The sequence below is a fragment of the Comamonas sp. 7D-2 genome (assembly GCF_022749555.1).
Taxonomy (GTDB): domain Bacteria; phylum Pseudomonadota; class Gammaproteobacteria; order Burkholderiales; family Burkholderiaceae_C; genus Comamonas; species Comamonas thiooxydans.
Window position 1 is genome coordinate 414,846 of the sequence record NZ_CP094238.1, and the last position, 24,259, is coordinate 439,104.

Below are 24,259 nucleotides of genomic sequence, written 5' to 3' on the forward strand. Positions count from 1 at the left end.
CCCTTGGCGCGCAGCGCGTAGAGGGAGGGGGGAGCGGCAGGGCCGCTCAGGGGGTGTTAGTCAATACTTATCTTGGCATCCTTGACCACCTTGGCCCATTTGATGCGATCTTCATGCACGGTCTTCTTGAACTGCTCGGGTGTCTCTTCGCGGATGGTGTTGCCCTGGGAGACAAAGCGCTCGCGCACCTCGGGCTGCTTGAGCACGTCGTTGACGGCCAGGTTGAGCTTTTTGACGATGACCGGGTCCGTGCCCTTGGGCGCGAAGATGCCGAACCAGATGGAGCTGTTGAAGCCCTTGGTGCCCGGCAGGCCGCTGGCGGCAATGGTGGGTACTTCCTTGACGGCTTCCACGGGCTTGGCCGTGGTCACGCCCAGCAGGCGCACCTTGCCGGCCTTGTAGTGGCTCAGAACGGTCTGCACCTGGTTCATGATGCAGCAGGTCTCGCCGCGCAGCACCGAGGTGATGGCTTCGGGGCCGCCCTTGTAGGGCACATGCACCATGTCCAGGCCCAGACGCGAGTTGAACTCGGCGAATGCCATATGGGTGCCTGCGCCATTGCCGGTGGAGGCGTAGTTGTACTTGCCGGGATGGGCCTTGACCTCGTCGACGAACTCCTTGAGGTTCTTGACGTTGATCACATTGGGATTGATGGTCAGCACATTGGCCACGTCCACCAGCGGTGCGACGGGCACAAAGTCGGCCTCCACGTCGAACGGCAGCTTCTTGTACAGCGCGGCATTGCTACCGTGGGTGGCGGCGGTGCCGAAGTAGATGGTGTAGCCATCGGGCTTGGCGCGGGCCACGAACTCGCTGCCGATATTGCCGGCGGCGCCGCTCTTGTAGTCAATGATGACGGGCTGGCCCAGAATCTTGCCCAGCGGCTCCTGCGCCACGCGGCCGATCACGTCCACACCCGAGCCTGCGTTGAAGCCCATGATCATGGTGATGGGCTGATGCGGATAGCTGGCAGCGCCGGGGTCGGCCGCCTGGCTGGCCAGGGGAAGCAGGGCGGCGGCCGCCGTTGTGGCAACAAGACCGGAGATGAAACGGGGCAGCAAACGCATGATGGGACTTGTCCAGAGGAACCTTGAATGCTGTGAATTGTGTCCGTAATTTAATGATTTGCTTCTATATGCTTATGCAGCATTAAGCTTGTGGGGTTAATGCAAAAAAAGCCCAGATCTCTTGCGAGATATGGGCTGAAATCCGCTGGAAAGTGATGACTCGGAGGGCCAGCGGAGGGAGCGATCAGGGCTTAAAGCTTCAACAGGCTTTTAGCGGCGATAGGGGTTGTGGGGGTTGCGGTCATGGCGGTTGGGCACGCCGTCGCCATCCCTGTCCCAGCGGCTGGCGCGGTAGTCCCAGCGGTTGCCGTGCTGCACCCAGGTGGGCTGGCGGTACACATAGCCGGGGCGGTTCTGCACCCAGTGGCCGGCGCGCCAGACATGGCGGTGGCCGCGCGGCTCCCAGTAACCAGGAGCCCAGACATAGCCACGGCGCGGAGCGGGCACGGCTTCATAGCGGACCGGGGGCGGTGCGTTGAACTGCACGTTCACATAGGCACCCTGGCTGGCACCCGCCCAGTAAGCGCTTTGGGCCTGTGCACTACCGGCAAAGCCCAGCAAGGCGAGTGCGCCTGCGGCAGCGACGGTGTGGATGGTGTTGCGGATTGTCAGCATATACGCCTCCTTCATGGGTAGCGGGCTGTCTGTGGGTCCAGGCATCCCTTGGGCTCCATGTTGGAAGGCCAGCGTCAACCGCGGGTTGCCGCTGTGCGAAGTCTTGCAATCTTGTGTGTCTGTTTGGTGAAGAATGTATAAAACAGGCGGCTGATGCAGATACAGCAAGCGCATTTAGCTACATATTTGGGAGTGAAGGTCTACCGGCGCAAGGCCGCAAAGGCGGGCAGCTCCCATTTGCGCATGCCCAGCACCAGGGTGTAGCCCTCGATCTTGTTGGGGCCCAGGCGCTGATCCTGCAGATGCTGCTGTGAAAAGTCCTGACCGATGCGCTGAATGCGCTCCACGAAGCTGGGCGCCAGGCTGGGGGCGATGGAGCCATGCACCAGCAGCATGGTCTCGTCCTCGCCGGCAAAAGTGCCGCCAAAATAGTCCAGCACGGCGTTCTCACGGAAGAAGTCCATCACCGGGCCGTTGGTCTGCCAGCGGAAGGTCTTGGCCAGGCGCAGCTTGTAGCGGTTGCCAGGACGCAGCTCGATGATGCCGATGCGGTCCAGCTGCGCCAGATAGCCTATGCCCTCGGGCTCGCTGATGCGGTAGGTGGCGACGATCTGCTCCAGCGTCCACTGGCTGAGCACGCAGATGGCCGTGAGCAGCAGCTTGCGGTCGGCAACCACGGCAATCTCTTGCTCGCGTGTGATCTGCTGCAGCAGCGGCCGGCTGTCGGCCACATTGCGCGCCAGATCGGCAAAGTCCAGGTGCAGGGCGCGGCAGATCTCGTCGATGCGCGACAGCGGCATGTCGCCCTTGGCCAGCATGCGCTTGACGCTGGATTCGGCCATGCCTATGGCCTGGGCCAGGTCGGCATAGGTCATCTGCGCGGCCTTGAGTTCTTTCTTGATGGCGGTGACGAGATCGGCAGTCGTGCTCATGGTATCGATTGGTAGTACTGGCAGTGCAGCGATATGGCGCAAGTTTAGAAGATTGATGCCGCTGCTTCGGCGGATTTCCATACTGCGCGGCATTCACACAAGGAAGCGCCATGCAACTGCATACCTCATCGATCACGACTGTGGAAATGACGAACCCCGAGACCTCGGGCACGCTGGAGCAGCGCTTTGCCTTGTTCGGGAGCATGGCCTTGCTGTTCACGCTGGCGCTGCTGATGCCTGGCATGGCTCAGCCCGAGCACTACCACGCCTTTGCCGACCGGCGCGGCTGGCTGGGCTTGCCGCATGCGGCCGATGTGTTGAGCAATCTGGGGTTTGTGCTGGCGGGACTGGCGGGCTGGGTCGCACTGGCCCGTGCCGACTACCAGAAGCTCAACGGCACGGCGCGTGCCCTGTGCGCCCTGTTCTTCACGGGCCTGCTGTGCTCGGGGGCAGGGTCTGCGTACTATCACTGGGCACCGCAGGATTCGAGCCTGGTCTGGGATCGGCTGGGCATGGGCCTGGCTTTCGCCGGCTTGCTGGGCCTGGCGGTACAGACGCGCATTGACGACATCAGCGCCCGCATCACTGCCGGAGTATTGCTGGTGGCCGCACCTGCCAGCGTGGCGGTCTGGGTGCAGACCAGCAATGTGCTGCCCTGGGTGCTGGTGCAAGGCGGCGGCATGCTGATTCTCCTGTGGCTGGCCTTTGTGGCGCCGCGTCGTCACGCGCTGCCCGTGGAGCTGGGCTGGGTGATCGGTCTGTACCTCGTTGCCAAGCTGCTGGAGCTGTCGGACGGCGATGTGTTCGATGTGACCACGCAGGCAGTCTCCGGCCACAGCCTCAAGCACTGGATGGCCGCGGCCGCCGCGTGGCCTGTGCTGCGTGCCTTGAAGCAGTGGCGTGAGTCGTAATATTCATAGCGGCGGGCGCATGTTCATCAAGCATCAGCGGCATAAAACCTACAAAAAGATCCGGGCAAGTTGGCACAATGCCTGCAGCGCCACAGGGAGAGATCCATGAATTCCACGCCGACCGTGCATACGGCCGCCGCTGCACCGCAGCATGCCCACCCCAACCAGTTCGCCCTGCTGGGCCAGCGCCGCTTTGCGCCGTTTTTCTGGACGCAGTTTGCCGGTGCGGGCAATGACAATCTCTTCAAGTTCGCCTTCACGGTGATGGTCACTTATCAGCTCAGCGTCTCCTGGCTGCCGCCTTCCATGGCCGGCCTGGTGATCGGTGCGCTGTTCACCCTGCCTTATCTGCTGTTTTCGGCCACTTCGGGTCAGCTGACCGACAAGTGGGACAAGACCCGCATGTTCCGTCTGGTCAAGAACCTCGAGATCGCCATCATGCTGATTGCGGCCTGGGGCTTTGTGCAGGCCAATGTGCCGGTGCTGCTGCTGTGCGTGTTCCTCATGGGGCTGCACTCCACGCTGTTCGGCCCCGTCAAGTTCGCCTATCTGCCCCAGGTGCTCAACGACCGCGAACTCACGGGCGGCAACGGCATGGTGGAGATGGGCACTTTTGTCGCCATTCTGCTCGGTCAGGTCGCTGGCGGTCTCTTGATTGCTGTGCCCGAGGTCGGTCATATGCAGGTCGCCATGGCCTGCGTGGCCGTCGCGGTCGTGGGCCGCATCTGCGCGCAGTTCATCCCTCATGCGCCCGCGACCGATCCGGGCCTGGTCATCAACTGGAACCCGTTCACCGAAACCTGGCGCAACCTCCAGCTGGCACGCCAGCAGCCCGTGGTGTTCCGCTCGCTGCTGGGCATCAGCTGGATGTGGTTCTTCGGCGCGGTGTTTCTCTCGCAGTTTCCCAGTTTTGCCAAGGAGGTGCTGCATGGCGACGAGCATGTGGCATCGCTGCTGCTGGTGATCTTCTCGGTGGGCATAGGCATTGGCTCGCTGCTGTGCGAAGTGTTCAGCCGCCGCCAGGTGGAGATCGGCCTGGTGCCGCTGGGCGCGATAGGCATGAGCGTGTTTGCGATTGATCTGTTCTTTGCCACGCGCGCGCTGCCGCCGTCCGAGCTGATGGGTGTGAGCGCCTTTTTTGGCGAGGCCAAACACTGGCGCGTGATGCTGGATCTGGGCCTGCTGGCGCTGTCGGCGGGCATCTACAGCGTGCCCATGTATGCGCTGATCCAGATGCGCAGCCAGCCCACGCACCGCGCGCGCATCATCGCGGCCAACAATATCCTCAACGCGCTGTTCATGATCGCCTCGGCCGTGCTGGCCGGTGCCTTGCTGGCCGCAGGTTGCAGCATTCCCCAGGTGTTTCTGATCACCGGCATTGCCAACGCCATCGTGGCGCTCTATGTGTTCCTGCTGGTGCCCGAATATCTGCTGCGCTTTGTGGCCTGGGTCATCACCCACTTTGTCTACCGCTTCAAGGTGCGTGGCGACGAGCATATTCCGCGCGATGGCGCGGCCGTGCTGGTCTGCAACCATGTGAGCTTTGTCGACGCCATCTTGCTCATGGCGGCCAGCCCGCGCCCCATTCACTTCGTGATGGATCACCGCATCTTCCAGACGCCGGTGCTGGGCTGGCTGTTCAAGCTGGCCAAGGCGATCCCGATCGCGCCGCACAAGGAGGACCCTGCAACCTATGAAGCCGCGTTCGCGCGGGCCGCGGAGGTGCTGCGCGAGGGCGACCTGCTGGCCATCTTCCCCGAGGGCGGCATCACCTCTGACGGCCAGCTGCAGCCGTTCAAGGGCGGCATCATGAAGATTCTCGACCACGCGCGAGACGACGGCCTGCAGGTTCCCGTCATTCCCATGGCGCTGACCAATCTCTGGGGCTCCTACTTCAGCCGCATCGAGTCGCGCGGCGGCAGAAATGTGGCCATGGTCAAGCCGCTGCGCCGCGGCCTGTTCAATCGTGTGGGGCTGGAAGTGGGCGAGCCCGTGGCGGCTGCCTCTGTCACGCCGGCCCTGCTGCAGCAGAACGTGGCGGATTTGCTCCGGCGTTGAGGCTGGATGATCAGGGCAGGAGCCGGATATCACCCATGTAGGCCAGTCCTTCGCCATGGGTGTTGTCCGAGTCCGCCGAGACGGTGACGCCGATGATGGTGGGCATGGCCTGGGACTCGTCGCCAAACGCGTGCAGATAGTCGGACGTCAGATTGCGCTGTTCCGTCACCCACTGGCCTTTGTGCGTGCTGCCGCTTTGCAGCACGATATAGCGCATGCGATGCGTGAACGCATTGTGCAGAATCGAGCCCACGGGCTGCTTGTTGTCCCAGACATAGCACAGCGTCTCGGCCGGAATATCCTCTCCGGTGCTGATTCTGCCCAGGCGCAGCTTGGCCCGTTCACCAAAGCTCAGCTGCGATTTGTCAAAGTCGAAGGACATGCAGAGCTTGAGCGCAGCATCGTCGCCGGCTCTGGTTTTGATGTCGGCCTTGTCGATCAGCTGATCCACGCGCCAGTGCCACTGCAGTTGCAGATCGGGCGAAGCAGTCAGGTGCAGCGTGTGAACCATATTGCCGTAGGCGTCCTGTGTGCTCACGCGCAACACATGCCCGCCATCCTGGTCCACCACATTGAATGCCGTCGGGTTCTTGTTGGGCAGGGTGGCAAAGTGCCAGGGCCCTCCCAGAGGGCCCTGCGGCATCTGCGAAAAAGCGGGAATGCTGCTGCCCTGCGCCAGTGCAGAGAGAGCTAGCGTGGACATGGCCGTGGCGAGCGCTGCAGCAAGCCGGCTTTGCCGGCGTGAAGGTTTGTGCAGGGCGAAGGTCCGAGAGTGAAGCCGCATGGATTGCCTGATGATTTTTGAAAGTTGTGGGCGCGGGAGTGGGGCAAGATGTGCAAGCTGCAACTGGTTTGAGCGCTGGCAGCAGGCGGGGAGTATCACTTTGCGATACTGTGAGACCTGCCGCTTGCTGATTTTGACAAAACACAGGGCCGAAGTTTCGGGCGCATGGATGATTCGTTCGTCGCCGCATGCAAATCGCGGCCCATTTCAATAACCACTGGGAGCCATTTGTGATCAACGTCCTGACCTTTATCCGTCCTCTTCGCAACAGCCTGTGCGCCCTGGGCGCGGCCTTTGCATTGCTGGGCGGCAGTGCGGTCCACGCCCAGAGCGAAGCCTCTCTGGTGTTGTCGGCCCTGCCTGTGGCATCGGTGGTTGCAGCGGCATCGGGTGGCGCTTCGGAGGAAGTCGTGGCAATACCCCTGTTTCTGTCGGCGGCAGGTGCATCCGTGATCGTTGAGGCCGTGGAAAGCAGTGCCACAGGCGTGACCTATGTGCTCAAGAATGTGGCCGACGGCACTTCGGCCGTGGTCAAGGTCTCTGGCCAGGCTGCAGGAGCCCTGTCGGTCGGCGTGGGCACGGTGGTGCAGACCAGCGCCACGGCGGCCGGCGTGATTCTGTCCACGGCAGGCAAGGTGCTGGCCTTCATCCCCAACGAAATCGGCAAGGCGCTGATGCACAACGAGCGTCTGTAATTCAAGAAACTGGAGGCTCGCATGATCAAGGAAGCGACAAGCGTGGTACAAGCCATGGCGCCCGCTCGACGCGCCGGCATGCCCATCCCCGGCCCTGTGGCGCTGGCGCTGGGCGCTGCGTTGATTGCCTGGGCAGGCTCGGCAGAGGCTGGCCGCAGCTGTGAAGACCGTCCGCTGACCGCCGATGTGATGGCCAAGGGGCTGAATCTGGCCGCGCGCACCGCCAAGGCGCTGGATGCCGAGTTTCAGAAGAACGGTACCCAGGTCGTGCTGCTGGCTCGGCAAGGGCAGGACTTGAGCAAATACGATCTCAAGTACTCGCACTATGGCTGGGCCTACAGAACGCCCGCCGGCCCCTGGCGCGTGGCCCACAAGCTCAACGAGTGCGGCACTGCCTCCGGCCATATCTATCGCCAGGGCCTGGGCGAGTTCTTTCTTGACGATATGTGGCGCTATGAAGCCGCCATCCAGATCCCGACACCAGCGGTGCAGCAGGCCCTGCTCAAGTTCTTGAGCGCTCCCACGGTGCTGCGCCTGCAAAACGAGCCCTACAGCATGGTCAGCTATGTCTGGAGCAGCAAATACCAGCAGTCGAACCAATGGGCGACCGAGACGCTGGCAGCCGCCATGGAGCCGGCGGCGATTCAGAACCGCGCACAGGCTCAGGCCTGGTTGCAGTCCAAGGGCTATGAGCCCAGCGCGCTCATCATCCGGGCGTTCTCGCGACTGGGCGGGCGCATGACGGCTGCCAATATCGCGTTTGACGATCATCCGAATGAAAAGCGCTTTGCCAGCCGCATCGAGACGGTGACGGTGGACTCCGTGACCCAGTGGTTGCAGCGCACGCAACTGGCATCGGCCGTGCGTACCGTGCAGTGAGTTTGAGCCTTTTTGGCTTCAAGGCCTTGCTGAGTATGCGCATGGCGCTACGTTTTTGGAGTAATTGAAAATGAGCAAGTCTCTGCGTTTGCCCGAGAAATGGTTTCGCCGCGGCCTCTGGCTGGTGGCGCTGGTGTTTGCCTTCTTCCTGATCGGTCTGGGTGGGCTGGTGGTGGGCAATCTGCCGCAGCCTGATCGCTCGCTGGAGGTGGAGTCCTTTATTCCGCAGGCCGATGCACAACGTGTGCGGGCCGAAATCGACAAGGCCCAGAAGACGGCCGGCGTGACCCAGAAGGCACTGGACAGGGCTCAGCTCAAGTTCGACGCCGAGCGTGCGCGCTACCAGTCGGCGCGCGACACCTTTGACAACTGGGTGGCGACCCGCCGTGCGACAGAGCGCCCCGAGCAGGACGCCGAGTTGGTCGCACGCAGCAAGGCGCTGGACGAGCTCAAGCAGGCTGAGGACAAGGCCCGCCAGGAGCGCGAGAAAGAGGCCCAGACCCATCTGGAGGCCAATCAGGCAGTCTCCAACGCCGAGGCGGAGATGAGCAATCTGCGCGAGCAGGCCTATCCTCAGTACGAAGCCGCCATGCGAGCCAGCGAGCTGCGCGTGTTTCTGTTCCGCCTGGCCATCACCTTGCCCCTGCTGGGCGTGGCGGGCTGGCTGTTCGCCAAGAAGCGCAAGAGCACCTGGTGGCCATTTGTTTGGGGCTTTATCTTTTTTGCGCTGTTCGCCTTCTTTGTCGAGCTGGTGCCTTATCTGCCCGACTACGGCGGCTATGTGCGCTATATCGTAGGCATTTTGGTGACGGTATTGCTGGGGCGCTATGCCATTCTGGCGCTCAACCGCTATCTGGAAAAACAGAAGCTGCAGGAGTCCTTGCCCGAAGAGCAGCGCCGTGAGGAGCTGAGCTATGACGTGGCGCTGGAGCGTCTGTCCAAGAATGTGTGCCCGGGCTGCGAGCGCCCAGTGGATCTCAAGAACACCGAGATCGACTTCTGCCCCCATTGCGGTATCGGTCTGTTCGACCATTGCGGCAGCTGCAATACCCGCAAGAGCGCGTTCTCACGCTTTTGTCATAGCTGCGGCACTGCGGCCGGCAAGATGCTGCCGCGTCCCGATGCGGCGGAGGCAGCACCGCTCGCCTCCGGGTCCGGCGAGCCCGGATGACCTTGGGCCGGGCTATCGGCGTGTCGCGCTCAGCAAAGCTGTGAACTGACGCGATCGCGCCCGGCGGCCTTGGCCTCATACAAAGCCTGGTCTGCCTGCTGCAGCAGCAGGTCCAGGCTTTGATGCGCTTGCAGGCTTGCGGTATGGACCAGGCCAATGCTGACCGTGGCACTCATCGTCTTGTCATTCATGGGCACGCGCAGCTCCCGGATGGCGCGGTTGATGCGCTTGGCGATCTCCTGCGCAGCGCTTGCGTCCACCTTGGGCAGGGCCACGGCGAATTCCTCGCCTCCCATGCGGCCCACGATGTCCTGAGCGCGCAGCACCTGACTCAGGGTCTGGCTGAAGCTGCGCAGCAATTGGTCGCCTCCCGCATGGCCGAAGCTGTCGTTGATCTGTTTGAAATGGTCGAGATCCAGCATCAGAATGGCGAAGGGCTGGCCATCCTGGCGGCAACGCTCCAGTATTCTTTGCCCCTGCTTCATGAAGGCGCCGCGTGCCAGCATATCGGTCAGAAAGTCGTGGTTGACGGCATGGCTGAGCTTTTGCATCAGCTCGTTGCGAGCCATATGCGATCCGGCCACCGCCAGCGGGCCCAGCACCAGCATGCATAGCCCCACGCGAAATGACAGCGTTTCGAGAAAATGAGCGGGTGTGAATTCAAGCGTGCCAAGCGAAATGAAGATGATGCTGCTCAGGCAAAGTGCTGCCGTGATCAGTGTCAGACTGAAGATGCGATAGCTCAGCGCGCACCATATGAGGGCCGGCAGCGAGAACGCCAGCGAGCCGGGACCTTTGATCCAGTAGCTGATGGCCTCCAGCGCAATGACAGACAGCAAAGGCAGGACGCGGCGCATGGGGGAGGGCTCGGTCCAGTTCGGTGCAGGCTGCTTGCGTGTCGGCCAGGCCAGAACAATGGGTAAAAATGTCATGTAGTTCAGCCACTCGCTGCTCAACCACATGGAGAAAGCCTGCCAGTGCGGTGTTCCGAACACGGCAGTCACCACCGGCCCGCCCAGTATTGCTGCAGCCAGTGCGCCCATGCCGCTGCCGACAAAGAGCAGCAAGGCGGAAGACTGGCGTTGCATGAACAAGGTGGCACGGCTTTGCCTGTGCATCAGCGCCCAGGCCATTCCGACGCCCGCCATATTGGCCATGCTCAGCAGGATCGCCACATCGAGCCGGCTGCCTGTCAGCAGATCCGCAGCGATATAGCCTGCCGAGACCGCCAGGATCGAGCCAGGACGCAGCCAGCCAGGCTTGTGCAGAAGCACCCCCAGCAGGAGCGCGTTGGCTGGCCAGATCGCCGAGAAAAACCCCAAAGGACGTCCCAGGATACCGAGTAAGGCTGCCACGAACACCATGCATCCCAGGGCGAGCGCGACCGTCCATGCCTGGGTGGCGGTGGTCTGTAGCGAAGGCGTTTGCTTGGGTGAGGAAGCTTCGGTCATGGAGGGGGATGCCGCGAGCGTTTCGTGTCGTGCTTTTCAGTGGCTGTTGGTGGATTTCGATGCCAATCGCCAAAGATGCCGGTTGTTGTCGCTCAATGTGCTGATGTTTTAACAAAAACATACAGAAAATCGGCCTCTTGCGCTGCATTGCAGTGGGCAATTGACGAAATTTTTCAATTGAAGGTTTCAATGGTGAAATCTGAAAGCAAAAAAGCCAGAGACTGGCTCTGGCTTTTTTGTGTTCTGCTGCAGCAGATGGAGTCGAAGGCTTAGACCCCGCGTGCGCGATCGGCCTTGAACTGGGTGCGAAACTGGGCAAAGCTGCCTGCGTCCAGCGCGTTGCGGATTTCCTGCATCAGGTTCAGGTAATAGTGCAGATTGTGGATGGTGGTGAGCATGGGGCCCAGCATCTCGCCGCAGCGGTCCAGATGGTGCAGATAGGCGCGGCTGAAGCCTTCGCGGCCGCCATCGTCCCAGCTCACGCCGCTCTTGCCCGCGCAGGCATGGCAGGTGCAGGTGGTGTCTATGGGCTGGTGATCCACCTTGTGACGAGCGTTGCGGATCTTCAGATCGCCGTAGCGCGTGAAGATGGTGCCGTTGCGTGCATTGCGGGTAGGCATCACGCAGTCAAACATGTCCACGCCATCGGCCACGCCTTGCACCAGGTCTTCGGGTGTGCCAACGCCCATCAGGTAGCGCGGCTTGTTGGCGGGCAGCAGATGCGGCGTGTGGGCCATGATCTCCAGCATTTCGTCCTTGGGCTCGCCCACGGAGACACCACCCACGGCATAGCCGGGGAAATCGATTTCCAGCAGACCCTGCAGCGATTCCTCGCGCAGATTGGTGTACATGCCGCCCTGCACGATGCCGAACAAGGCATTGGGGTTTTCCAGGCGCTGGAACTCCTCCTTGGAGCGCTTGGCCCAGCGACGGCTCATCTCCATGGACTTGCGCGCTTCGGCTTCGGTGGTCTTCTTGCCGTTGGTTTCGTAGGGCGTGCACTCGTCGAGCTGCATGACGATGTCCGAATTCAGAATCGTCTGGATCTGCATGCTGACCTCGGGCGACATGAACAGCTTGTCTCCGTTCACGGGGCTCTGGAAATGCACGCCTTCTTCAGTGATCTTGCGCATAGCACCCAGCGACCAGACCTGGAAGCCCCCCGAGTCGGTCAGTATGGGCTTGTCCCACTTCTCGAAGTCGTGCAGACCGCCGAAGGACTTCATGATGTCCAGGCCTGGACGCATCCACAGATGGAAGGTGTTGCCCAGGATGATCTGTGCGCCCATTTCTTCGAGGCTGCGCGGCATCACGCCCTTGACGGTGCCATAGGTGCCCACGGGCATGAAGATGGGGGTCTGGACCTTGCCGTGATTAAGCGTCAAGGTGCCACGGCGCGCGTGGCTGGTCGGGTCGGTCTTGAGAAGGTCAAACTGCAGCATAGCCTGCTATTTTCCCAGATGCCCGCAAGCACTGCTGCAATAGCCGGTGCTTGCCCCAGATTCGCAACCCGTCTTTGCAGCCTGGGCCTACACTGGTGCGCAAGACGAACAGGAGGTTGCCATGCTCAAGATCATGATTGCGGTGGATGGATCGGATGTCGCACTTGAGGCCGTACGCCACGGCATCAAGCTTTTGCAGAGCGGACTGGATGCTCACTTTGTGATAGCTCATGTGCAGAAGGAAGCCACGCTGCTGGAGCTTGCAACCACAGATTCAGATCTGATCGCCAACGCCAGCATTGAAGCCGGCATGGATCTGGTGGCGCCTGCACAGGATCTTCTCAAGGAAGCCGGGGCCTCCTATGAAGTGGAGATCAGCCTGGGCGAAGAGGCCAATACCCTGATCGATATTGCCGAGAGCAATGAATGCGATCAGATCATCATCGGTGCCACGGGCCAGAGCGGCCTGGGCAGCATTCTGATCGGCTCGGTCTCACGCGAGGTGGCCAGACACAGTCGGCTGCCGGTGACGATTGTGAAAATGCCCGAAGTGGCCGAGGCGGATGACAATTCCGCTGAAGATGCTGATTCCTGATTTGATAGCGCTATGTGATTGATCAATAAGCGCTGGAAGGAAATTTGATTGGAGGTCAGGCCGCACGGCGCTGCTGGCCGGATTCACGTCTTTGCCAGCTGCTGCGGCTGCCTGCACGATGGGCTGCAAATTTGCCATGCGGCATGCTGGCCAGACGCATCAGCATCCAGCGGCAATAGCCTTGCACGCTCAGGCATTTGTTGATTTCTTCTTCGGGTAGCGGGCCGGAGACCACGACCAGCCGGTTTGCGCCTTCCCAGTCTCCTGCCATGCGCAGACGGCGTTGCGCGCCCATGGCCCAGGAGTGAATGCGGGTGGGGTGACCATGCTGGTGCACGCGGCCTGTGATTCGGTCAAACGCGATGGCGACCAGCTCGGTCTTGAGGCGATAGGGGCGCTCTCCCGTGATGGCGTTGGGCGCATCACGCATGTCGTAGAGATAGTAGAACCCGGACTTGAGCCGATATCGCAGATGCAGTAAATCCATGAACCATGCCCCCAAGCCTGTGTCACGCAGGACTGCGTGCAGGACATTTTCCATGAAATTGTCACAAAACGGTGTTTTTTCGGGCTCAGGCACTTTCTGGCGAGCTCAACACCTGTCTGAGCTTGCCCAGTTGTTCATACAGATCGCTGGCGTTTTTGCTGCCCAGTGGAGTCAGCAACTGCTCAAGCCATAGCTCATGCGCGGCAGCCATGGCCTTGAACTGCTTTTTGCCCGAGCGGGTCAGGCGCACGATCATGGAGCGGCGGTCTTCCTCGTCAGCCACGCGTTCCACCCAGCCTTCGGCCACCAGTTGATCGGTCAGTCCGGTCACATTGCCGCCGGTCACCATCAGATATTCCGACAGGGTCTTCATGCGCAGACCTTTGGGAAAACGGCTGAGTTGTGCCAGGTAGTCAAAACGAGGCAAGGTCGTGCCGAACTCTGTGCGTAGCTGGCTGCGAATGACTTGCTCGATCTGTGTGCTGCAGGTCAGAAGGCGAAGCCACAGGCGCACGGCCTGATGGTCGGAGTGGGACAGGCCAGCCTCGCGTCCCGGGGCTTCGGGCATGTCGATGGAGAAATCCGGATTGTGTTGGGCCATGGTTGGCATGGTGCGCAAACTAGCGTGCTTTGGGTTCAGGGTTTGGCCGGATTCTAGTGAAAATTTCATGCATTAATAATTTAGATATAAAGTAATTTTTCAAAAGCCAGGAACGGATCACTGTCATGAAAATTGTCTGCATAGGTGGTGGCCCCGCCGGCTTGTACTTCGCTTTGCTGATGAAGCAGATGAGCCCTGCGCATGAGGTGACGGTGGTGGAGCGCAACAAGCCCTACGACACCTTTGGCTGGGGCGTGGTTTTCTCCGATGCCACCATGGACAATATGCGCGACTGGGACCCGGTGACAGCCGCGCAGATCGAGCAGGCTTTCAACCATTGGGACGATATCGAGTTGCTGTTCAAAGGGCGCAAGATTCGCTCCGGAGGACATGGTTTTGTGGGGATTGGCCGCAAGCATCTGCTCAATATCCTGCAAGCACGATGCGAACAGCTGGGTGTGAACCTGGTGTTCGAGACCGATGTGCAAAGCGACGAGGACTATCCGGATGCCGACCTTGTGATTGCCTGCGATGGCGTGAACTCGCGCATCCGCAGCAAGTACGCCGACATCTTCAAGCCCGATATCGTCACCCGCCCCAATCGCTATATCTGGCTGGGGACGAAAAAGGTCTACGAGGCATTCACCTTTGATTTCGTGCGCACGCCACATGGCTGGTTTCAGGCGCATATCTACAAGTTCGACGACAAGACCTCGACCTTCATCGTGGAGACCACGGAGGAATGCTGGAAAGCCAGCGGTCTCGACACCGCCGATCAAGAGCAGTCCATTGCCTTCTGTGAAAAGTTGTTCGCGGACAATCTTCAGGGCGAGAAACTGATGACCAATGCCCGCCATCTGCGCGGCTCGGCCTGGATCAACTTTCAGCGCGTGGTCTGCGATCAGTGGTGGTTGAAAAACCGCAAGGGCAGCCATGTGGTGCTGATGGGCGATGCCGTGCATACGGCACATTTCGCCATTGGCTCAGGAACCAAGCTGGCGATCGAGGATGCGATCGAGCTGGCACGCCAGTTCAAGCAGCGGGGTGATGCGGCTGCGCATATTCCCGAGGTGCTGGCGGCCTATCAGGAAGCGCGTCGCGTTGAGACGCTGCGCATTCAGAATGCGGCCTGGAATGCGATGGAGTGGTTCGAGGTCTGCGGCCAGCGCTATTGCGACCAGCTGGAGCCCGAGCAGTTCATGTATTCCATGCTCACGCGCAGTCAGCGCATCAGCCATGAAAACCTGCGCCTGCGTGATGCGCAGTGGCTTGGTGGTTATGAGAAATGGCTGGCCGAAAGAAACGGTGTCGCGGTCGATGCCAAGGCGCCGCCGCCCATGTTCCTGCCCTATACCCTGCGCGGCATCACGCTGAAGAACCGTATCGTGGTCTCTCCCATGGCGCAGTACTCTGCGGTTGATGGCGTGCCTGGTGAGTTTCACCTCGTTCACCTGGGGGCGCGTGCGCTTGGTGGCGCCGGTCTGGTGTTTGCCGAGATGGCCTGTGTCAGCCCCGAGGGGCGCATCACGCCTGGCTGCCCGGGTACTTATAGCGCTGAGCAAAAGCAGGCCTGGAAACGCATCAGCGACTGGATTCACACCAACACCGATGCCAAGTTCGCCATGCAGATCGGCCATGCGGGTGCCAAGGCCTCGACGCGGCTGGCCTGGGAAGGTACGGATCTGCCGCTGGAGCAGGGCAACTGGCCCGTCATGGCAGCGTCGGAGCAGCAATATCTGCAGGGAGTGAGCCAGATCTCCAGGGCCATGACACGCGCCGACATGGATGAGGTGCTGCAGCAGTTTGTGCATGCTGCGCAAATGGCGGCCAACATAGGCGTGGACTGGCTGGAGCTGCACTGTGCGCACGGCTATCTGCTGTCGGGCTTTATCTCGCCGCTGACCAATCAGCGCAGCGATGAATATGGCGGCAGCCTGGAAAACCGCTTGCGCTACCCGCTGGAAGTGTTCAAGGCCATGCGCGCCGTTTGGCCGCAGGACAAGCCCATGTCCGTGCGTATCTCGGCTCATGACTGGGTGCCTGGCGGCATCACGCCCGAAGATGCGGTACAGATTGCCAAGGCCTTCAAGGCCGCAGGTGCCGATCTGATCGACTGCTCATCGGGGCAGGTCAGCAAGCTCGAAAAGCCGGTGTTTGGCCGCATGTATCAAACCCCGTTTGCAGACCGCATCCGACAAGAGGCCGGTATTGCGACCATGGCCGTGGGCGCGATCAGCGAGGCCGACCATGCCAACAGCATCATTGCTGCAGGACGTGCCGATCTGTGTGCGATTGCCAGACCGCATCTGGCCAATCCGGCCTGGACGCTGACCGAGGCCGCCAAGATAGGCTACACGCCTATCGTCTGGCCCAAACAATACTTCCAAGGCAAGCGCCAGATGGAAGCCCTGTTCGAGCGCGAAAAGGCCTTGAAATGAAGCGCCCCCTGAGTCGCTGCGCGCCTTCCCCCCACTCTCCACACGCTGCGCGCTATGGGAGGGTGCGACATCCGTGGCGTGGGGCGGCTTTTCCTTGGTGTCCGAGGGGCGGTTCGCGCCAGTTTCGTGAGCGATGGAGAACTCAATGACAGGCGATCGGAACGATCAACATCAACATGCGCTGGTGACGGGCGCGGGCCAAGGCATTGGCGAGGCGATTGCACGCCAGTTGCTGGCGCAGGGCGCTCGCGTCACGGTGCTGGGGCGTCGCGCCGAGCCGCTGCAAAAACTGGTGGAAGAACATCCCGGTCAATGCCGGATGGTGCTGGCCGATGTGGCGGATGAAGCACAGGTGAAAACGGCGTTTGAAAAGGCAGTGGCTGCGCAAGGTGCCATCAGTATCCTGATCAACAACGCAGGTCAGGCCGGCAGTGCACCGTTCATGAAGATGGATGCCGCGCATTGGCAGCAGATGCTGGCCGTCAACCTGAGTGGCACCATGCACTGCATCCAGCAAGTGCTGCCGGCCATGTCCGCTACGGGCTGGGGACGCATCGTCAATGTGGCCAGCACGGCTGGTTTGGTGGGCTATGCCTATGTCGCAGCCTATGTGGCGGCCAAGCATGGCGTGGTGGGCCTGACACGAGCCCTGGCGCTGGAGTATGCCAAGACCGGGATCACCGTCAACGCCGTCTGCCCCGGCTATACCGAAACAGAGATTGTCAAAACCAGCATTGACCGCGTCGTAGCCAAGACCGGCCGCACACCAGAGCAGGCAATGGCCGAGTTCGTCAAATCCAACCCTCAAGGCCGCCTGGTACAGCCGCACGAGGTGGCGGACGCCGTGCTGTGGCTATGTGGGCGAGGCGCATCAAGTATTACCGGGCAAGCCATAGCCGTCGCTGGTGGCGAAGTCATGTGAACCGGATCTTTGGAGGCAGACATGAGCGAATATGCAATCGATCCAGCGCTGCAAGCTGGCAATCACAAGCAGCTGGCGGGCTATAGGGCCACGCATTTCCAGTGGCAGGTGCAGGCTGGCGTGGCAACCATCACTCTCAATCGTCCGGAGCGCAAGAATCCGCTGACGTTTGATTCCTACGCCGAGCTGCGCGACCTGTTTCACCAGCTCAAGTGGGCGCAGGATGTAAAGGCCGTGGTGCTGGTCGGCGCGGGCGGCAACTTCTGCTCGGGCGGTGATGTGCACGAAATCATCGGTCCGCTGGTCGCGCTCAAGGCCCCCGAGCTTTTGATGTTCACCCGCATGACGGGCGAACTGGTCAAGACCATGCGAGCCTGTCCGCAGCCTATCATTGCGGCAGTCGATGGCGTGTGCGCGGGGGCTGGGGCCATCATGGCCATGGCCTCGGACATGCGCCTTGGCACTGCGCGCAGCAAGACCGCGTTCCTGTTCAACCGCGTGGGGCTGGCGGGCTGCGACATGGGGGCCTGCGCCATGCTGCCGCGCATCATTGGTCAGGGCCGTGCGAGTGAGTTGCTCTATACGGGACGCAGCCTGGGCGGCGAGGAGGGTGAACGCTGGGGCTTCCTCAACCGTCTGTGTGAACCCGAGAGCTTGCTGGCCGATGCGCAGAAGCTGGCCGCCGATCTGGCCGCCGGGCCCAGCTTTGCCAACGGCATCACAAAGACCATGCTGCACCAGGAATGGGCCATGACGATTGAGCAGGCCATCGAAGCCGAAGCCCAGGCCCAGGCACTGTGCATGCTGACCGAGGATTTCTCGCGTGCCTATCACGCGTTCGTGGCCAAGCAAAAGCCAGTCTTTCAAGGAAACTGATATGGCAGACACCAGCTATCTGAAGTGGCCTTTTTTTGAAGCCCATCACGCTCGTCTGGCCCAGTCGCTGGATGCCTGGGCCAGGCAGAACATTGCGCATTCCCATGGCCCCGATGTGGATGCCGAATGCCGGCAACTGGTCAAGGCCCTGGGCGAAGCCGGCTGGCTGCGGCATGCGGTTGCGGGTACGGCCTACGGCGGCGCAGGAGAGCAGATCGACACCAGAGCCATCTGCCTGATCCGGGAGACGCTGGCGCGTCATAGCGGGCTGGCCGACTTTGCGTTTGCCATGCAGGGCCTGGGCTCGGGGGCGATCTCTTTGGCGGGCAGCGAAGAGCAGAAAAAACGCTATCTGAGCCTGGTGGCCAGGGGCGATGCGATCTCAGCCTTTGCGCTGTCAGAGCCCGACGCCGGCTCGGACGTGGCGGCCATGGCCTGCGAGGCCAGGCTGGAAGGTGATCACTATGTCATCAACGGCGAGAAGACCTGGATTTCCAACGGAGGCATTGCCGACTTCTATGTCGTTTTTGTGCGTACCGGCGAGGCTGCGGGTTCGCGTGGTCTGTCGGCACTGATTGTGGAGGCCGGCACCCCGGGCTTTGAGATTGCCGAGCGTATCAACGTTATCGCGCCACACCCGCTGGCGCGTTTGAAGTTTTCGAACTGCCGCGTGCCTGCCGCCCAGCTCGTGGGCGCGGCCGGCGAGGGCTTCAAGGTGGCGATGCGCACGCTCGATGTGTTCCGCACCTCGGTGGCCGCCGCATCGTTGGGCTTTGCGCGTCGTGCCATGGATGAGGCATTGCAGCGCGCGACCAGCCGCAAGATGTTCGGTGGCGTGCTGGCTGATTTTCAGCTCACCCAGGCCAAGCTGGCGCAGATGGCCACGCAGATCGACAGTGCGGCGCTGCTGACCTATCGCGCAGCCTGGTTGCGTGACCAGGGCGAGAACGTGACACGGGAGGCCGCCATGGCCAAGATGACGGCGACGGAAAACGCCCAGCAGGTGATCGATGCCGCCGTGCAGATCTGGGGCGGCCTGGGCGTGGTCAGCGAGCAGCCTGTGGAGCGCCTTTACCGGGAGATTCGCGCCCTGCGCATCTACGAAGGCGCGACCGAGGTGCAGCAGCTCATCATTGGGCGTGACCTTATCAAAAGTCATAGCTGATGGCGCTTTTGTATCAAGCGTTTGATCCTGTTTTCGCCTGAAAGATCGGAATCATGTCTTACACCGCGCATATCGATACCTTTGCTGCCGACAACCTGCCACCGCCCGAGCAGCAGCCCGAGTTCATTTTCGAGCTGCCCGAGCTGAGGTTCCCCGAGCGCCTGAACTGTGCCGTGGAGCTGCTGGATAGACATGTGAGCGAGGGGCGCGGCGACCGTTTGTGCATTCAGGCCGAAGGCCTGCGCTGGAGCTATGCGGATCTGCAGCTCAAGGCCAATCGCATCGCCAATGTGCTGACGCAGGAGCTGGGACTGCAGCCAGGTAACCGCGTGTTGCTGTGCGCACCCAACAATCCCATGATGGTGGCCTGCTGGTTTGGCGTCATCAAGGCCGGGGGCATTGCCGTGGCCGCCATGCCGCTGTTGCGGGCCAAGGAGCTGTCCACCATCATCGACATAGCGCAGATCAGCCATGCGCTGTGCGATGCGGCGCTGCGCACCGAGGTGCAGGGTGCGCAGGAAAAAACCAGCACGCTCAAGGCCGTGCGCTATTTCAACAGTGTGGAAGCCGATGCACTGGAGCGCCTGATGGAGCAGGTGGGCGATGACTTCCAGGCCGTGGAAACTGCAGCGACCGATACCTGCCTGCTGGGCTTCACCTCGGGCACCACGGGCGTGCCCAAGGCCACCATGCATTTTCATCGCGATGTGATGGCGGTCTGCGCCTGCTGGCCCGTGCATACGCTGCGTGCCAATGCCGACGATGTGTTCATAGGCAGTCCTCCGCTGGCATTCACTTTCGGGCTGGGTGGGCAGGTGCTGTTCCCTATGTCCATCGGGGCCAGCATGGCCTTGCTGGAGAAAGCCGGCCCCGTGCAATTGGTCGATGGCATTGAGCGATTTGGTGCCAGTGTGGTGTTCACGGCGCCCACGTCCTACCGTGTGATGGCCCAGCAGGGCGAACGCATCCGCCGCACCCGGCTGCGCAAATGCGTGTCGGCGGGCGAGGCCTTGACCGCCTCCACACGCGCGCTGTGGAAGGAGGCGACCGGTATTGAAATCATTGACGGCATCGGTTCTACCGAGATGCTGCACATCTTCATCTCGCACCGCGAAGAGGAGGCTCGTCCCGGTGCCACCGGCAAGGCCGTGCCCGGCTATCGTGCCAAGGTGGTGGATGATGCGGGGGTCGAGGTACCGCCCGGCACCGTGGGCAGGCTGGCCGTGCAGGGACCAACGGGATGCCGCTATCTCAACGACAGTCGTCAGACCAAGTATGTGAGCCGGGGCTGGAATCTGACGGGCGATGCCTATCTGATGGATGTCGACGGCTACTTCGTTTATCAGGCACGCACCGACGACATGATCATCTCGGCCGGATACAACATCGCTGCACCCGAAGTCGAAGAGGCCCTGATGCAGCACGGTTCTGTGGCTGAATGCGCGGTGATTGGCGTGGCCGACAGCGAGCGAGGCCAGATCGTCAAGGCCTTTGTGGTGCTGCGTGCCGGCCATGTGGCCAGCGATGCCATGGTCATGGAGCTGCAGGATTTTGTGAAGAGCCGGGTCGCTCCCTACAAATATCCACGGGCCGTACAGTTCGTCGATCAGCTGCCGCGCACGGCCACGGGCAAGTTGCAGCGCTTTCGCCTGCATCAAACCTGATTGCTATGTTTTTAAAAGCTGCATGCGCCTGATTGAAAAGCGCTGCAGGCAGATTTTGCTGAAGGAATTGTTTGGGTATGAATGAAGTGGCAATGGCTTCAAAACGCTTTGTGACGCAGGTGCCGATTCGTTTTGCGCACTGCGATCCGGCGGGCATCATCTTCTTTCCCCAATATCTGGTGCTGTTCAATGGGCTGGTCGAAGACTGGTTCAACCAGGCGCTGGGCCTGAGCTATGCGGACATGCTGCACAAGGACAAGGTGGGCCTGCCCATCGTGCATCTGGAGTGCGACTTTCGTGCCATCACCCGCATGGGTGAAACCGTGAGTCTGGGCCTGTCGGTTGCCAAGCTGGGCAATCGTTCGCTGACGCTCGATGTGGATTGCACAGGTCCTGAGGGACAGCTGCGCGTGACGGCGCAGAAAGTGCTGGTCTTCACCAGTCTTCAAACCCATCAGGCCATCACTGCGCCGCAACATATCCGCCACGCAATCGAGCGTTGGCAAAGTTCATCCAATCCAACAGAAAACAGGAGCTGAACATGCAAGTACTGCTGCCTCCGGGCTGGCCCCGGCCCAAGGGATATGCGAATGGCGTGGCCGTCAGCGGCCGCCAGATCTATGTGGCCGGCATGATAGGCTGGGACGCCGAAGGCCGGTTTCATACTGACGACCTCGCGGCGCAGGCCAGACAGGCCCTGCACAATATCGTCGAGGTGCTGCAGGCCGGTGGAGCCAGGCCCGAGCATATCGTGCGCATGACCTGGTATATCACCGACAAGAAGGAGTATCTGGCGCAGCAGGCCGAGATCGGCAAGGCCTATCGCGAGCTGATTGGTTCATTCAGCGTGGCCATGACGGCCGTGCAGGTGGCCGCCTTGATCGAGGACCGGGCCAAGGTGGAGATCGAGGTGACTGCAGTCGTGCCCGACTGATTGGCAATCTGGGCACGCATAGCCGCTGGGCCTTGGGCGCAGCGGTTTTTTTACGGCTGCTGCTTTGCAGTTTTACCGTTGTGCAGCGCGGTTTGCATTGGGGCAGCGGAGGCCGAGCTATCCTCGCGCCCAAGGAGCTACCCTCCAGCCGTTGCAAGCCCGCTGTTTTGTGAGATGCCATGAAGCCGATATTTGACCCGTACCGACGCCATGTTCTTCAAGGCATGCGTGCCGCAGCATTGCTGACGGGGGGCGTCATGCTGCTAAGTGCCTGTGGCAAGAAGACACCCAAGGCCGCTGCCGTTCCTGCCGGGGCTACCGTATTGGCGCTTGGAGACTCCTTGACGCAAGGTGTTGGCGCCAATGCAGATGCCAGCTACCCCACCCTGCTGGCTGAGCGCACGGGTTGGAAGGTGGTGAATGCCGGTGTTTCGGGCGAGACCAGCAAGCAGATTGCGGACCGTCTGCCGGGGCTGCTCGATGAGCACGGGCCATCGCTGGCGATTCTGTGCGCCGGTGGCAACGACTGGCTGCAGCGCAGGAGCGAGCAAGTTGTGCAAGGCGAGATCACGCGTATGCTGCAGCTGTGCAAAGCCAGGGCGACGCCCGTGCTGCTGGTGGCCGTGCCGGAGCTGAGCCTGAGTGCAGCGTTGACGGGGCGCATGAAGGATCACTCCATCTACCAAACCTTGGCCAAGGACAACCGGGTGGCATTGTTGGCCGATGCCTGGAGCGAGGTGCTGGGCAATAGTGCCTTGCGCGCCGATCAGGTACATGCCAATGCCGCAGGCTATGCGCGGTTTACCGAGTTGCTGGTGGCTCAGGCCCGGGCTTCTGGCTTTCTGGCGTAAATCACGGCTCGGCCCAGCGGCTGCGGACCAGGCAGGTTTCAGAAGTCCAGCAGGCTCAGGCCCACGCTGAGTACTGTGCGCTTGTTGTTGTAGTCGATCAGACTGTCGCCATAGCCGCTGAACAGCTGAACATGCAGGCGCAGATTGCTCTTGCCGCCGTTCCAGCCTTCGCCCAGGGTGCGCAGCCACTCGATACGACCGGATCCCTTGCCCTGGCCCAGCGAGCCGCGTGCAGTCAGGCCCAGATAGTTCTGCTCGTTGACGTTCCAGCCCAGCTTGACTTCACCACGACCGATGTAGTCCTGGATATGGGGGTTGTCGTCCTCAAGCGCGCTCTCCTTCATGCGCTGCCAGGCTTTCAGATGCAGCTGCCAGCGGTTGCCCAGCTCGGCCCCGGTCATCAGATACCAGCGGTTCCAGCTGCGCGACAGTGGGTTGCTCTGGCCGTTCGACTGATGAGCTATGCCTATGCCCGAGTAGCGCCAGCGCCAGCCCAGCGGCAGCTGGGCGTCCGTCGGGTAGACATAGAACACCTCGGGCTCGTGGTCGGTGGTGCGGAAGGGCCGCGAGATATCGCCGTTGAACAACTGCCAGTAGGACTGCTGGGTATAGCCGAACCACAGCGAATCCTTGCCCGTTGAGGTGGGGCCGGTCAGCAGGCCGGAAGCAATCTTGGTGCGGGCCGAGAGCTGCAGGCGCATTTCGTGCTTCTGGTATGGCTGCTCGGTCGTCAGGCCGCGACTGGGCGAATAGGGTTGCTGATTGACCTCGTCGCCCACGACCACGGAAACGGACATGGGGCGGTAGCCGCGGAAGTTGAAGGTGCCGCAGTCCGTGCCGGGCTCCAGTTCGTAGTAGCGCGAGACCTCGGTGTAGCGAGGATCGCGACAGCCGCCGTTGGTAGGCGAGAGACCCAGGCCGCTGTCGGCGCCGGCTGTGCTCGCCGTCGCTGAGCTGGCTGGCGTGGCGTGGTTTGCCGAGGCAGGATCCGGTGCTGCTTGTGCGCTGGCCGCTGGGGCACTCCAGCTGGTAGCGGGTGGCGCAACAGCCGGGCTTTGCTTGACTGCCCAGGCGTCGAAACATGCCAGGCGGTCGGTGTTGCTGGTGGTGGCTGCGCATTGCTGCCAGCTTTCGGGGGAGGGTAGTTCTGCGCTGTTGGCGGTAACTGGGATCAAGCCGCCGACCAGCGCCAGGCCGATGCTCAGGGTCAGGGGGTGCGGGGTGAAAAAGCGAATACTCATGGGATCAATCAATGCACAGGCCGGTTGCGGTTGGCAACACCCAGCCCTGCTCAGGGTTGGGCCTTGCGCATGATGAACGCACGTGGTGGAACATTTTCTCCCTCCTGGTAACTGCCGTGAATTTCTGTACCGCAGCTGCCCTTGACCACCTCGCCCAGCCAGGTGCCGGTGATGCGTGAGCCGTCTGCGCTTTCTTCAAGCGTGACCGTGCCCTCGTTCACATCGCCCACCATGGGATGGTTGCTGCCCAGGCGGCTGACGCTGCCTTTGACATTGCCTTGCCATTCGGGATGCGGGCCCAGCACCATGAGGGCGGTTTCCTCACTGCCGGCGACGGAACCCATCCATTCCCCTTGCAACTGCTTGTCGCTCATCTGCCAGTCTCGCGCGCAAGTGCTGACAGGCTTGGAGTCAAACTGAGCGCAAGCGTTGATGGAAAAAGCGCTGGCAGCTATGAAAATAAGAGTTCTCAAGGTCATC

24 protein-coding genes are annotated in these 24,259 nt (G+C 61.5%); 14 read left to right on the forward strand and 10 right to left on the reverse strand.

Annotated elements, in window-relative coordinates; translation table 11 throughout:
* Window positions 1-56 precede the first annotated feature (56 nt).
* The 3 genes from MPZ60_RS01890 to MPZ60_RS01900 all read right to left on the reverse strand — a co-directional run bounded on the left by MPZ60_RS01890 (window position 57) and on the right by MPZ60_RS01900 (window position 2,614).
* Window positions 57-1,067, reverse strand: coding sequence for a tripartite tricarboxylate transporter substrate binding protein (locus tag MPZ60_RS01890; RefSeq protein WP_034352982.1), 1,011 nt, complete (start codon window positions 1,065-1,067; stop codon window positions 57-59).
* A 210-nt stretch (window positions 1,068-1,277) separates the two neighbouring features.
* Entirely contained in the window at window positions 1,278-1,682 is a 405-nt protein-coding gene (locus MPZ60_RS01895) for a YXWGXW repeat-containing protein (RefSeq protein WP_034352986.1), read from the reverse strand.
* A 200-nt stretch (window positions 1,683-1,882) separates the two neighbouring features.
* Window positions 1,883-2,614: a helix-turn-helix transcriptional regulator gene (locus tag MPZ60_RS01900; protein WP_003065639.1), complete on the reverse strand. Its 732-nt coding sequence runs from the start codon at window positions 2,612-2,614 to the stop codon at window positions 1,883-1,885.
* 110 nt (window positions 2,615-2,724) lie between these two features.
* Here MPZ60_RS01900 and MPZ60_RS01905 point away from each other — a divergent pair, with 110 nt between their 5' ends.
* Entirely contained in the window at window positions 2,725-3,525 is an 801-nt protein-coding gene (locus MPZ60_RS01905; protein ID WP_034352990.1) for a hypothetical protein, read from the forward strand.
* 105 nt (window positions 3,526-3,630) lie between these two features.
* Window positions 3,631-5,583, forward strand: coding sequence for an MFS transporter (locus MPZ60_RS01910; protein ID WP_034352993.1), 1,953 nt, complete (start codon window positions 3,631-3,633; stop codon window positions 5,581-5,583).
* A gap of 10 nt (window positions 5,584-5,593) precedes the next feature.
* Here MPZ60_RS01910 and MPZ60_RS01915 read toward each other — a convergent pair whose 3' ends face one another.
* A complete protein-coding gene (locus MPZ60_RS01915; RefSeq protein ID WP_187771838.1) occupies window positions 5,594-6,286 on the reverse strand; it encodes a DUF3047 domain-containing protein in 693 nt (230 codons plus the stop codon).
* 269 nt (window positions 6,287-6,555) lie between these two features.
* On the opposite strand from MPZ60_RS01915, the gene MPZ60_RS01920 reads away from it, so the two are divergent.
* The 3 genes from MPZ60_RS01920 (at window position 6,556) to MPZ60_RS01930 (ending at window position 9,112) form a co-directional block, all read left to right on the forward strand.
* Complete coding sequence (locus MPZ60_RS01920) at window positions 6,556-7,062, forward strand: hypothetical protein (protein ID WP_045840195.1); 507 nt, start codon at window positions 6,556-6,558, stop codon at window positions 7,060-7,062.
* Window positions 7,063-7,083: 21 nt separating this feature from the next.
* Window positions 7,084-7,941: a DUF2145 domain-containing protein gene (locus MPZ60_RS01925; protein ID WP_034352999.1), complete on the forward strand. Its 858-nt coding sequence runs from the start codon at window positions 7,084-7,086 to the stop codon at window positions 7,939-7,941.
* Between the two features lie 70 nt (window positions 7,942-8,011).
* Entirely contained in the window at window positions 8,012-9,112 is a 1,101-nt protein-coding gene (locus MPZ60_RS01930) for a zinc ribbon domain-containing protein (protein ID WP_034353002.1), read from the forward strand.
* A 29-nt stretch (window positions 9,113-9,141) separates the two neighbouring features.
* Here the strand turns inward: MPZ60_RS01930 and MPZ60_RS01935 are convergent, their stop codons facing one another.
* On the reverse strand, window positions 9,142-10,563 hold the full coding sequence (locus MPZ60_RS01935; RefSeq protein ID WP_034353006.1) for a GGDEF domain-containing protein: 1,422 nt from the start codon (window positions 10,561-10,563) through the stop codon (window positions 9,142-9,144).
* A 269-nt stretch (window positions 10,564-10,832) separates the two neighbouring features.
* On the reverse strand, window positions 10,833-12,005 hold the full coding sequence (tgt, locus tag MPZ60_RS01940; protein ID WP_034353010.1) for a tRNA guanosine(34) transglycosylase Tgt: 1,173 nt from the start codon (window positions 12,003-12,005) through the stop codon (window positions 10,833-10,835).
* A 121-nt stretch (window positions 12,006-12,126) separates the two neighbouring features.
* Between tgt and MPZ60_RS01945 the strand changes: the two genes are divergently transcribed.
* Complete coding sequence (locus MPZ60_RS01945) at window positions 12,127-12,600, forward strand: universal stress protein (protein WP_012836812.1); 474 nt, start codon at window positions 12,127-12,129, stop codon at window positions 12,598-12,600.
* 55 nt (window positions 12,601-12,655) lie between these two features.
* On the opposite strand, the gene MPZ60_RS01950 is transcribed toward MPZ60_RS01945, so the two are convergent.
* Both MPZ60_RS01950 and MPZ60_RS01955 read right to left on the reverse strand, forming a co-directional pair.
* A complete protein-coding gene (locus tag MPZ60_RS01950) occupies window positions 12,656-13,078 on the reverse strand; it encodes a hypothetical protein (RefSeq protein WP_046461468.1) in 423 nt (140 codons plus the stop codon).
* 94 nt (window positions 13,079-13,172) lie between these two features.
* Window positions 13,173-13,697 (reverse strand): MarR family winged helix-turn-helix transcriptional regulator, encoded by a 525-nt coding sequence (locus tag MPZ60_RS01955; RefSeq protein ID WP_012836814.1) that lies wholly within the window; start codon window positions 13,695-13,697, stop codon window positions 13,173-13,175.
* A 116-nt stretch (window positions 13,698-13,813) separates the two neighbouring features.
* On the opposite strand from MPZ60_RS01955, the gene MPZ60_RS01960 reads away from it, so the two are divergent.
* The 8 genes from MPZ60_RS01960 to MPZ60_RS01995 all read left to right on the forward strand — a co-directional run bounded on the left by MPZ60_RS01960 (window position 13,814) and on the right by MPZ60_RS01995 (window position 22,538).
* Entirely contained in the window at window positions 13,814-16,126 is a 2,313-nt protein-coding gene (locus tag MPZ60_RS01960; protein WP_034353014.1) for a bifunctional salicylyl-CoA 5-hydroxylase/oxidoreductase, read from the forward strand.
* Between the two features lie 145 nt (window positions 16,127-16,271).
* A complete protein-coding gene (locus MPZ60_RS01965) occupies window positions 16,272-17,048 on the forward strand; it encodes an SDR family NAD(P)-dependent oxidoreductase (RefSeq protein ID WP_034353017.1) in 777 nt (258 codons plus the stop codon).
* Window positions 17,049-17,069: 21 nt separating this feature from the next.
* Window positions 17,070-17,924, forward strand: a complete 855-nt coding sequence (locus MPZ60_RS01970; protein WP_034353019.1) for an enoyl-CoA hydratase family protein — start codon at window positions 17,070-17,072, stop codon at window positions 17,922-17,924.
* A 1-nt stretch (window position 17,925) separates the two neighbouring features.
* Window positions 17,926-19,089, forward strand: a complete 1,164-nt coding sequence (locus MPZ60_RS01975; RefSeq protein WP_034353022.1) for an acyl-CoA dehydrogenase family protein — start codon at window positions 17,926-17,928, stop codon at window positions 19,087-19,089.
* Between the two features lie 53 nt (window positions 19,090-19,142).
* Complete coding sequence (locus tag MPZ60_RS01980; protein ID WP_034353026.1) at window positions 19,143-20,753, forward strand: benzoate-CoA ligase family protein; 1,611 nt, start codon at window positions 19,143-19,145, stop codon at window positions 20,751-20,753.
* Between the two features lie 77 nt (window positions 20,754-20,830).
* Complete coding sequence (locus MPZ60_RS01985; RefSeq protein WP_003065610.1) at window positions 20,831-21,292, forward strand: thioesterase family protein; 462 nt, start codon at window positions 20,831-20,833, stop codon at window positions 21,290-21,292.
* Window positions 21,293-21,294: 2 nt separating this feature from the next.
* A complete protein-coding gene (locus MPZ60_RS01990; protein WP_012836821.1) occupies window positions 21,295-21,687 on the forward strand; it encodes a RidA family protein in 393 nt (130 codons plus the stop codon).
* A 179-nt stretch (window positions 21,688-21,866) separates the two neighbouring features.
* The gene (locus MPZ60_RS01995) at window positions 21,867-22,538 is read left to right on the forward strand and encodes a GDSL-type esterase/lipase family protein (protein WP_080746087.1); all 672 of its coding nucleotides are present in this window, start codon (window positions 21,867-21,869) and stop codon (window positions 22,536-22,538) included.
* 38 nt (window positions 22,539-22,576) lie between these two features.
* On the opposite strand, the gene MPZ60_RS02000 is transcribed toward MPZ60_RS01995, so the two are convergent.
* A complete protein-coding gene (locus MPZ60_RS02000; RefSeq protein ID WP_034353033.1) occupies window positions 22,577-23,779 on the reverse strand; it encodes a phospholipase A in 1,203 nt (400 codons plus the stop codon).
* A gap of 50 nt (window positions 23,780-23,829) precedes the next feature.
* Entirely contained in the window at window positions 23,830-24,258 is a 429-nt protein-coding gene (locus MPZ60_RS02005; RefSeq protein ID WP_034353035.1) for a hypothetical protein, read from the reverse strand.
* Window position 24,259: the final 1 nt, after the last annotated feature.